6 protein-coding genes are annotated in these 11,244 nt (G+C 53.9%); all 6 read left to right on the top strand.

Features of this window, described 5'->3' with window-relative positions; genetic code table 11:
* Nucleotides 1-83 precede the first annotated feature (83 nt).
* Entirely contained in the window at nucleotides 84-2,261 is a 2,178-nt protein-coding gene (locus tag P0111_10575; protein ID MDF0644467.1) for a hypothetical protein, read from the top strand.
* 68 nt (nucleotides 2,262-2,329) lie between these two features.
* Nucleotides 2,330-4,252, top strand: coding sequence for a tail fiber domain-containing protein (locus P0111_10570; protein ID MDF0644466.1), 1,923 nt, complete (start codon nucleotides 2,330-2,332; stop codon nucleotides 4,250-4,252).
* Between the two features lie 12 nt (nucleotides 4,253-4,264).
* Nucleotides 4,265-6,154, top strand: coding sequence for a hypothetical protein (locus tag P0111_10565; GenBank protein MDF0644465.1), 1,890 nt, complete (start codon nucleotides 4,265-4,267; stop codon nucleotides 6,152-6,154).
* An 81-nt stretch (nucleotides 6,155-6,235) separates the two neighbouring features.
* Nucleotides 6,236-7,834 carry a hypothetical protein gene (locus P0111_10560; GenBank protein ID MDF0644464.1) on the top strand — a complete coding sequence of 533 codons (1,599 nt, stop codon included), beginning with the start codon at nucleotides 6,236-6,238 and terminating at the stop codon, nucleotides 7,832-7,834.
* Between the two features lie 201 nt (nucleotides 7,835-8,035).
* On the top strand, nucleotides 8,036-9,508 hold the full coding sequence (locus P0111_10555) for a caspase family protein (GenBank protein ID MDF0644463.1): 1,473 nt from the start codon (nucleotides 8,036-8,038) through the stop codon (nucleotides 9,506-9,508).
* Nucleotides 9,509-9,561: 53 nt separating this feature from the next.
* Nucleotides 9,562-11,220, top strand: coding sequence for a hypothetical protein (locus tag P0111_10550; protein ID MDF0644462.1), 1,659 nt, complete (start codon nucleotides 9,562-9,564; stop codon nucleotides 11,218-11,220).
* The last annotated feature ends 24 nt before the right edge of the window (nucleotides 11,221-11,244 follow it).

The raw sequence follows: 11,244 nt of genomic DNA, 5'->3' as shown, positions 1-11,244 counted from the left end.
GCGTGACCTGACAGGTCAGCCCCACATTCGGAATTCTGCGTATTCACGGAGGAAGCCCAATGCGATATCGGACGATGCCGATCATGAAGCACAAGAAGTGTACTTGGGTTGTGGCCGTGATTGTTGTACTTCTGACGACAGTGGCCATGAAATCGTCAATCTTCGCCAATGATGGCATTTCCACAGAACAAGCATCGCAACAGACCGGTCAGGAGGAAATCCAGACGGCCGAGCAACCCAGTGCTCCCTCTGCGACTGAAGGTGAAATCGAAACTCGTGGCGGAGTTCCGCTGCAACAACGACCATCCGGACCGATGCAGATGGTGATTCCCTGGGCAATTCCTCCACAAATGCACATCGTTCCACCGCCACCACCGTTGACATGGCAACAACTCTGGGATCGTACATGGCAAGCAACACTTAGTCATTACAGAATCCAGGCAGCTCCTACGGTGTTGCATGATCCAGTTTGCAAAGGAGAGCTTGGATTCCATCTTCTCATACGAGACACCATCACCGCCATGACGTTAAGAGAGTATGGTGATGCGCTGAGGTTTATGGGGGTTTTCCACTCTAAATTGATGTGTTTGTCGCGAGAAGGGGTGCGCGGTATCGAATATGCCCTCAGTTCATTTGCAACCCAAGCTATTTGGGAACTTTCTCCATCTCAAACAATTATCGCGGTCCACGGAGTGATGAACCTTGGGATGTTGACTTTCGATCAATTGCAATACACACAGAGAAGTTGGTGGATGCCTACGTTGGTATTTCACGCATATCCACTGGGACCCATCATGGCAAGATATCCCCGGCAGGAACTGGGTTTTTGGGTATTCGACGAAGAAAGCAATCGGCTAACACGTACCAATTCCTTTAATGATATAGATCGCTTGATTGGTTCCATGCAGCGTCCAGAGACCTTTGGAGACTTCAAGTGTTCGCTGATGCAAATGTCTAAGAACGCCTTCATGTGCCCTCAAGATGGTCAGGGTAGCGGCGGCAAAGGGGGCCAGCCAGGAAAAGGAGGCTTGCCTGGAATTTCCGCACCTTCGAGCGCAGTATCTTGTGTCTTGGCGGCTGCTAATGACGCAGGGATGCGCGGGCAAATGCAGTGCCTCCAGCGAGCCGTCACTGGCGTCAAAGTGAGCCCCTTTACTACTCCTTCTGAATTGCTCAATCCTGCTCCCTCTTCAAGCGGAATCCGCGACAAATTATGCGCCCTCAGCGACAACGAGGGGGATGGCACGAACACCACAGGAAATGAGGAAAAGAAACCGGGAGGAATTAAACAAACCATCCAGAGTATTAAAAATAAGGCGAGTGAAACGGCTCAGGATCTACAAAAAAAATGGGCGGAAGTGAAGGAATTCGTCGAGACGGCGGTTGAGAAGGCCAAAGAATTTAAGGATGCTTTCAAACGTTTACCGCCAGGCATCCGAGAACTTTCACAGCTCGCGAGTGAAGAGGGAGCCAATGCAGAGGCTGGGCTTAAGAACACTTTTGATGAAGTTCAACGCAAGGGAGACTTGCAAGATACTCCAAACTTACAAAAAGGAATAGAAAAATATTACGATGACAGACAAAACAAGAAGCCAACTGATCCAGGTTCCTATAAGCGGCGTACCGTGGAGGATTTTGGTGGAAGATCGGGTGGAACAGGCTGCGGGTCGGGATCAAATGCAGCCGCGCGCGCGCGGTCATTGTACCAATGCTTCGCTGGTAAGGATCCGAGGAGCCCTGGTTCTGGAGGAGTCAGAGCCAACCCTCCGGATCCATGCGCCGGCGAATCCACGCCTGAGGCCTACATGGCTTGTAAGAAAAGCAGCAACAGGGTGGTTGGTATTGGGCAAGGACCTCAACCCATTGATCCGACGATCGCCAGGATCGAGCCAGATGTTAATCCAGGCACTCCAGGACCTTTGTCAGTGCAGCAGACCAAGATGCCGGCTGCCATGGCCTGTGCCGTTCAAGGTGGTGACATGCCTCGAATGAGCATGAATGACTCGCAGTGTGCTGCCATGCGTTGTGTCGAAGGCGCAGTGTGTCCGTGTAACCGCACTGCTTCACTCGGCGCCAACCAAATGCAACCCCGCCAGCCTCGCCCGGGAGTCATTGATTGCGCACCGACAGGGGAGGGTGGCCCAGGGTTAGGCCCATGCGAACAGAAGCCGACCGCACCAGGTACTGTTCCTATACCGCCCGGAGGTGGTGGTCCAACACCCGGACAAGGACCTGGCGGGGGACCGCCTGGCGTAAAGTGAAAGATTTGATAAGTACAAGGTCATCGAGAGGGAGGCCGTTCATGTCAATGCTGCGATGGCGAGGTGTCATGACCTTGTGGATGATCAGTATCGTCACAGTTGCTTATGCAGTTGGCGCTCCTCCCACCATACAAACGGACACGGCCGTTCACTTTTCTGCGTTAGATGGAAATGATGTCATCATCGAGCAAGGTACCTATCGTGTCGAAGCCATTAAGGATGGGTTGAAACTGATTCCAACTGTTGGGAATGACAAAGAAGCTATTCTGATCCAGGCCACTTCAATGGCCCACAAGGAACGGATAGAAAGTCCTCAAGCTTCTTTGAAAGTGGTCGGTGAAGATGAGATGACAATTACTCTTCTCATGTCCGAAGGACAGGGAATGGAGGCGACGGGTTCGCGCAGCGGAGTGCATGCACGCGCTGCCGGCGTCATCTTACCTCCAGGTGGCTGTTGTAACACTGCATTGGGAGAGAACGCCCTGCTGTTTCAGGATAACCGGTTGAACACCGCTGTCGGATATTTCGCTCTTAAGGCGAATTCATCAGGAAACCACAATACCGCTAATGGCGCACTTGCTCTGAATACGAACACCATTGGATTTTCAAATGTCGCCGTAGGATATCAGAGCCTCTTTCAAAATCTCAGCGGGAACGACAATACCGCCGTCGGAACAGGATCACTCGGAAGTAATGACTCCGGTAAGGAGAACACAGCGATTGGAAGCCAAGCGCTCTTGAAAAACAAGGGAGGCAACTACAACACTGCTGTGGGTACTAAGTCGCTCATGGAAAATGTAACGGGCAATTTTAATGCGGCCGTCGGAATAGAAGCTCTCAAAGCGAACACGATCGGCGAATGGAATACGGCCGTAGGGACCCAGAGTTTGTTTTCGAACACTATCGGAAGGAATAACACCGCTACCGGAACGCAATCGCTATTTCGCAACACAACCGGTAATCACAACACTGCGAATGGTGTACAGGCCCTCCATTTCAATTCAACCGGTTCGCGCAACACTGCGATGGGCCATGCGGCACTGTTGAACAATATCGATGGTATTTCCAACACTGCGATCGGCTATGGAGCGCTTGAGAACAACACGAGTGCGATGAACAACACGGCTGTCGGAGCTTGGGCATTACGCGAGAACAAGGGGACCAGCAACACGGCAATTGGAGAGTCTGCTCTACAGCGCAATGTTGCGGGTTCGATGAACACGGCAGTTGGATCCGGCGTGCTTTCAATAAATGAGGGTAATGCCAATACAGGAGTTGGTTATCACACTCTCACACGCAATCAGGCAGGAGGAGGCAATTCCGCTTTAGGGAATGGAGCGCTCTTTGCGAACTTTTCAGGCCGTAATAACACCGCCATCGGTCATGGCGCAGGAGCCAATCAAACGACCGGCAGCAATAACATATCCGTAGGATTTGGAGCAGGTGCGAATCAAACTACGGGCAGCGATAACATCTACATTAGTCATCCGGGCATTCAAAGTCCTATAGAATCCGGAACAATAAGAATTGGCACATCCGGTCCTCACACGAGAGCCTTTCTTGCGGGAGTTACAGGGGTCCCGCTGAGCGGTAGCACAGTGGTGGTGAACGGACAGGGTCAGCTCGGCATTCAAGGCTCGTCGCTTCGTTACAAAGAAAACATTCAAGATATGGCTGAGACAAGCCAAGACGTTCACAAGCTCCGTCCTGTGTCATTTCGCTACAAGTCTGCAGAGGGCGAACCAGCTAATCCTCGTGGTTTTGGACTAATTGCCGAAGAAGTGGCGACAATCTATCCCGAACTGGTCACCTATTCTGCCGGCGGCGAGGTGGAATCCGTGCAGTATCTCCAACTCATCGCGCTGTTGCTGAATGAGTTGCAGCGGCAACACAAGACAATCGAAGCGCAACAAGCTCACATGCAGTCTCAAGACCAACATATGCATCAACTTCTTCAGCGGATGGACGTCTTGGAAGCAAAGGAACGATAGGACAGATTGAAGATGATTTGCAAAGCCACCATGCAAATCTTGTTCGGCATGAACATATTGTTCTTTCTTTTCGGCGGTGACATCGCGTTTAGCGCCACCTCAAGTATCCAGGAAGTGTTCGTGGAGAGCGATTATCCAACGGTGCGGCTGCAAGACGGAACTGTGTTTCAACTCGGGCGGTTGAGCGAAGCCAATTCTAGGGCGGCTCTTACGAGCGTACCGGACAGCGCTGAACTCACAACGAGATCAGTGGATGTCGCGATTATCCCACCACCACAAGTGGATCTACGCCAATTTCAAACAGGAATCCGAAGCCAGACGGGCGACACCTGTACTGTGTTTGCCATGACCGCCGCAATTGAGGCGGCCTACAAGCGGAAATATGGCCTGACCCTCGATCTGTCAGAGCGATATCTCAATCATGTCCAAAAGTCGCATTGGATTGATTTCAATGCGTTACTACCGGCACGGGAGATTCAACCCGAGACCAACAGCGGCGGGAGTCTTATGTGGCATGCGTTGGTTCTAACGCGCTACGGTCTCTCTCAGGAACGCACGTTATCCTTTACGCCGGATTGGGCATACTCAGCGAAACTCGATGATCCCACGGTTCATCAACGGATTGTGGATGATCACAACCTAAGTCCTGAGGTATTTCCTCAAGCAGCGCTTGCCGACGCCCGCTTTGTTCCGACCGAGTTTAGGATTGCGATCGGTGTGGATCTCTCTAAACCCGAGTGGTTCAAGACTCAACTCGCCTTGAAGCGTGAAGTTGCATTCGTCATGAAGTGCTGTCCGATGACCGACCCGGTCCCCTCGAATGAGATTTGGGATCCTCCATCGGCTGTCTCCACGACTACAACGCATGCCATGCTGATGGTGGGGTACTCCGATCAGGATCGCGCCTTCCTGGTCAAGAATTCATGGGGACGGCAACCAGATGGCGAAGCACTGCCAGGTGGGTATGACCTGGATCGGGATGGATTGCTGAAGCTCAGTTATGACTGGGTTACACGCGGCCTGGTTCTAGAGGCTCTCAGCATTGTAGGTGTCGCCGATCCCGGCCGTCCATTCGCTTCTCGCGAAAACCCCCAGTTGTTCCTGGGACGCTGGAATATGGTCCATGACGGGTGGTCCGGAGTTCTGGACATCTACCGGTTGCCGCGTAATGCCGCCCGTCCGGGCGATGAAGATATCAGAATCGGCACATATTGGGGACCCGATGGGCTTCCGCGACGAGTGAACGGAACGATCGCACAGAACCGCGTGGAATTCTGTATCGATTGGCACAATCCGAACCAGTCAGGCAGGGTGTCGCCTAACGGGAGCGTTGTCAGTGTGCAGCCCTTTTGTCAGTCAGGGACTGCGCTACAGTTTACCGGGTATTTGTTCACGTCCGATCCGGGATTCGTGGCCGGCACTCTACAAGACCGGCGTGATGGCAAGACGTACGCATTTTACTCGACCAAGTACGCCATGCTGTCTGGAATTGGGGCCGCCGGTCCCCTAAGCGGACATAGCTATCTCGGCACATGGATCGTAAGCCGGGATGGAACCCTGGCAGAGTTTATCTTTACAACATTTAACCCCAAGAGCGGAGAAATTGAAGGTATCTATAAGCCAAGCACGACAGTCGATGCCCCACGCATTCCAATAAAGGGAATCGTCGATCGACAAACTAGCCGACTGTCTCTCAACGTTCAGATGCCCTCTGCTGCCTCGTTGTCTTTTACAGGATTCCTGCACAGTAAGGAATCGGGCGTCATGTCAGGGCAGATGACGTGGGGCGGTATCGCGACCGGATTTGTGGCGCGACGAACAGGCGAGAGTCCCAAGATGCTTCCGCGCCTTGATGAACCGAGAAAGGAGCCTCAGCGGAGGAAATCAAATCCATTGCACTGAGGCGTGTCCTGAACCCATGACTGGAAGCATGCTCGGAGCCAACTTATCACAGGTATCAAGTTCGGGAACAGGAGCTTGCCGATGAGAAGGAAGCTGAATTGTCTGCAGTTGGTGCTTGTAGGATTCTCGGTCGGCATAACCACAATGACGTATGGCCTAGCCGCTTGGGCCGATGGTCATCCACAGGGTGAGGTCGAAACCCGCGGCCTACCCTCGATGGTGCAGAAGGCTCAACCGAATACTGCGCGGGCGATGCAGGAGCCGACGTGGCCGCAAAAGTTCGATGTGCGTGGCCCCGAAACCGACGGCTTTGGTTTCGCAGTGACCCAGCCAGGCCAGATTGTCGTCGACGTGCAGGCGCAAGGGCCACCAATCACCGTCACCCTACGAGGGCCGGGCCTGCCTCCCCGTACTCAAACGGGAGCCGGCCGCGTACAAGTGACTCATCAGGCCACGCCGCAGGACGTGTCCAAAGGGATCTTCTGGGGCATCAGCATTGGTTTACAACAGCCGGGGCCGAATCAGGCTATGGGTCAGGTGAGCGTGCAGCATCCGCCGGCAGATCCGGCCAAGGTCCAGGCAGCCGCAGTTGCACAGCAGCAAGCCGCTCAGCAACACGCGGCTCAACGCCAGGCCGAGTTGCAGCAAGCCGGCGCCCAAGCGGCTGCACAGATGGAAGCGGCGTTCCAACAGCGCAAGACGCAGTTCGAGCAGCAACGCCAACAGCGCCATGCCGCGCTGATGGCACAGGCGCAACCCCAGATCGATCGGCTTCGGCTGAAAGGTCCCAGCCAGGTGAGGACCCGAGGCGGCGAGGGGAGTGATGCCGAATCCGCTGCGGGGATTACTGAAGAGGACCACGACATCGAGTCGCGCGGGCTCAGCAAGACCCGCCCCACTGGACCTATGGTCCAGGCCCAGCCGAGCGAACCGACTCTGAACAAAATGTCGGAGCCCCAAGCGCAAAATACCTCGCCCCAGTTGCAAGGTACAAGCGCTGCTCTCACATACATGCCCGATCCAGTCATCTTGTGGCTCAGTCCGGCGAAAGGTCAACCGGGCGATCCGATTATGATCAATGGAAGAGATTTCGGGGAGGCGGGAGGGGAAGTGCATTTTACGATTGGGCCCGGCAAAGATTTGATTTCGTCAGACGTCATTTGGCGCAACGATCAGATTTATTCGACGGTGCCTGAGGCAACCGGTGTACTTGGGTTCACAGGTAGTCTCTACCTCATCCGCAGGTCAGATCGGAAAGGAAGCAATTTGTTTCCGTTCAAGTTTGAGCCAGGCATCGAATTGCGCAGTTATCAGATACCTCCGGGTTTTGTGGACAAAATTGAAAGAATAGATCCATTCCTCAGGGGCGTACTTGAGCCCAGTATGGAGTATATCGTTTGGTACACGAATATCAATATTCTTTGGGGCTTTAAGGATACAAATGAATATTTCCTAAACACACGTCTGAAAAATGGATGGGTACTCGATGACGTATTTTTCGTCCCTACGCTCTGTTCAGGGGGCTGCAGTTATCTTATCGATAAACATGTAGGAAGTGATAAGCCATACTTTGCGGTCCGGTATTGGGTCAACGCTGGTTTTACGGAATCCGATTATGCAATCCATCGGATCACAATTCGAGGTCCTAAAGACATGCCGGATGGCCTCGTCGTGCCGTAGCTTCACGGTAGAAGAGGAGTTTCCGTCTTGAATTGTCGGCCTGGGAAGTTGAGACATTTTTTCTCCAGAGGCAGCCTCGTGCTTCTTCTCTTCAATACCGCACCTGCGCATTCTGAATCGGAGACAACCCGCAAGATAAATGTCGTCGATGGCAAGTCGCCGGCCGAGTATGTGGCTGCGCAAACCGGGAGGTCATGGGCAGTGGTGATCGGCATCGACGAGTACAGGGATCCACAAATTCCCAAACTCAAGTATGCCGTGGCGGACGCCCGAGCTATAGGGGAGGAATTGGAGCGGCGCGGATATGAAGTGAAACTTCTCCTTAATGGGGAGGCGACCGAACGGGCCATCAACACGGAGTTGAGAACGAAGTTGCGGCAGCGCACAGGGAAGGACGACCGGGTTGTGGTGTATTACGCGGGCCACGGACAGGACGACAAGGTCGAGGACAGTCGCACCATGGGCTATCTTTTGCCGGTGGATGGAGAATTGGAAAATATTCCGGGCACGGGCATCAGCATGGGCGTTGTGAAGGAACTTGCTGATGCGCTGTCAGCCAAGCATGTGCTCTTTCTCGTGGACGCCTGCTATGGCGGGGTGGCAGGACAGCAGACTCGTGCGCTACCCAGGACGAGTGAGGCTTATGTGAAACAGATCACGCGCGAACGAGGGCGGCAATTGATCACGGCTGGTGGCGCCGACCAGGAGGCCCTCGAAGCTTCAGAAGGCGGGCATGGTCTCTTCACGGCCTTTCTATTAAAGGGGCTGACAGAAGGTTTGGCCGATCTCAACGATGACGGAATCATTCCGGCGTCCGAACTGTATACCTACCTGGATAGCCGAGTATTTTCTGAAGCACAAATGCGAGGGCACCAACAGAGGCCAGAAATTTGGACCTTGTCATCAGAGAAGGGTGAGTTCGTGTTCTTTGCGACGGCTCATGGCAGACCGACAGTCGATCAGAGTGGAGTGCAGTCACCGACGCCTGAAGCGTATGCGCCTTCTGTTGATCGACCGAGGCGACGATTCGACAGCTTAAGTTCGTCCGTCAATGACGCGCTGTCACCGTCGAGTCAAGACGTGGCGAGGCTGCCTCCACAACGAACGCCGGGCAGTGCGGATATCCCTGGACGTAGAGAGCAGGAACTGATCGTTGTGAACGACGTGGTTCTGGATGAAGGTTGGATCGAGGCGTTTCGCGAGGCCGGCCTTCAAAGTCTTACCGGCGGGCGCTATTGGTTCGATGAAATATCCGGCTTGTGGGGTCGAGAGGGTGAACCGCCAAGTGGAAAATCATCCCTCAAAAAATATGATCGTTTCGGTCGCGTGTCCTCGGAAAAGCTGTTGGGCTTTATCAAAAAAAAGGAAACGTTTCCAGGGAATCTGAAAGCCGATGCCTCGCGTGGCGCGACAAGAGTCTTTATCAATGGAAGGGAACTCCCGGAGATTGAAGTGCAGGAGATGCGCGTCTATCTCCCCACGCTGAGTTCCGGACGTTACCGGTTGGATCGGGAAGGGTATTTCGGTCCAGAGGGTCAAGAGCTCAACACCGTGACCGCGATGAATCTGAACAGATTGAAGGAGGCACAACTTTCCGGTGGCAGTATCCAGACGAGGCCATATCCTGCATTTCCTTCTCCATACAGGACGTACCCGCATCCGTATGGAAGATAGATTCATGGGCAGTCTCGAGAATCGAATCGGCGACTGCCCAGAAGGGGGCGGCTATGTCAATCAATGGTCGGAACCTGCTGATCACTACCACAGCGCTGCTGTTGGTGGCATTTCAAACATCACTCTGTCGAGCGTCCGCTGCCGAGACTGAAGCGGTTGCCGGCCTCTATGTCGGAAAATCCTTTGCAGGAGGAGGCCCATACAAAGTTCTAGGGCACCACTTCAATGAACAATACCTCTATCTAGCTCCGGGTGGGACATTTTATGAGGGATATGGATCGTCTGGTTATGATCAGATGGAGAAAACGGATGACGTCAAAACCGGACGCTACTTGGTGCAGAGCGACGCAGTGGCTCTTCGATATACCGACGGCAGCGAACAGGCCATAGGCCGAGAAGGGGATACCCTCAACTATGGTGACGTGGGACGGGCCACGCGCCAGCCGAACTGCGATGGATTCAAGTTAGACGGTACCTACCAACCTGCCGGTCTCGCGACAGGAATCGCGTTTACACCAGATGGGCGTTTTGTGGATAGGGGAATCGTGGCTGGTCTTACGGAGACGAAGCTGGTGGGACTTCGCATGTACAAAGATGAACCTCGGCCCGGCCCGGGAACCTATAACATCAAGAATCATACGCTCACGTTACAGTATGCAAATGGACACGTGACCCGTCTTTTCTTTTACATACATGGCAATGCGCGCGGTGACATGGATTTTGGGACCATCCATGTGAATCGCACGCTCCTTGTTCGTCAAGGCGGCGGCTCCTTCGCAGGAGCGCCGTCCACGCCCGTGGTACGGTTGCCTAAAATTGAAGCGCCTCCCGGCTGGAAGAGCCAGCGAGACCACGTTGAAAAGAGGACGAATCTCGTTCCCTCCGATCTTCCGAGGAATCGTGCGGCCGCAGTCGCCATCACTGATCCACAACGTCTTCCCAATCCTGATGTGGCACGATTCCCCTCTCAGTTTCATGACCGCGCAGTGCAGGAAACGGTCAAGAATTACGTCTCGCAAGGGTGGCGAGTTGAGAGAGCGATGAGCCGGGAGACGCACGGACACACACCTGCCTCCACAGGAGTATTCATCTTGCCTGACGGGAAGCAGTGGTGGGTGACCGTTGCCCATTTGCTTTCATCAACCGAGTGGCAATTTTTCCTCTTCATGTCCGACGGCGAAGATTTACACAAAGCTTATCTGCCGGCTGTAAGAGCCATGCTCGGGAACGGAAGTCCCCCTCCTCCCGATCGCACTGCCGGCCTCTCAACATCGTCACCAGGACCTCTCAGAGTCACACTGCCGTCGCATTGGAAGGCTGAATACAATCCCACGGAAAAGATCACGACGTTTCTTCCTCCCGAGGTGCCTGTCGGCCGCACTGTTCTTGTGCAGATCGCCGATTCAGAACAGACCACTTCTTCCGCCGGCCCGTTTCATGATGAGGCTGTTCAAGAAATGATCGCGAGTTTGAAAGACGGACGCCTCGAAGGGCCGATCACGAGAGAGGACTTTAAAACAGTTGCATCATCGACCGGGGTGTTTATGAACCAGCACGGCAAACGGGTATGGGTGACGGTGTTCACCGCCGTCTCAGGGACAGAAGGAAGTGGCGGCGTGTTATTGACGGATGGTGAGGATCTCCACAAGCAATATCTACAACCCGTGCAGACCATGTTCGCTGAGGTGGCGGGCCAGTCAAACAAAGACTAATCAGCTCTTTCGCTTGCGAGGCTA

The organism is Nitrospira sp. (assembly GCA_029194535.1).
GTDB lineage: Bacteria > Nitrospirota > Nitrospiria > Nitrospirales > Nitrospiraceae > Nitrospira_C.
The sequence above is the reverse complement of the archived record's forward strand: the minus strand, read 5'-3'. Positions and strand labels throughout refer to the sequence as shown.

What these genes read in the sequence shown, in the direction of transcription:
- P0111_10570 (MDF0644466.1), top strand. Translation starts at nt 2,330, where the DNA reads ATGACCTTGTGGATGATCAGTATCGTCACAGTTGCTTATGCAGTTGGC.
- P0111_10560 (MDF0644464.1), top strand. Translation starts at nt 6,236, where the DNA reads ATGAGAAGGAAGCTGAATTGTCTGCAGTTGGTGCTTGTAGGATTCTCG.
- P0111_10550 (MDF0644462.1), top strand. Translation starts at nt 9,562, where the DNA reads ATGTCAATCAATGGTCGGAACCTGCTGATCACTACCACAGCGCTGCTG.
- P0111_10565 (MDF0644465.1), top strand. Translation starts at nt 4,265, where the DNA reads ATGATTTGCAAAGCCACCATGCAAATCTTGTTCGGCATGAACATATTG.
- P0111_10575 (MDF0644467.1), top strand. Translation starts at nt 84, where the DNA reads ATGAAGCACAAGAAGTGTACTTGGGTTGTGGCCGTGATTGTTGTACTT.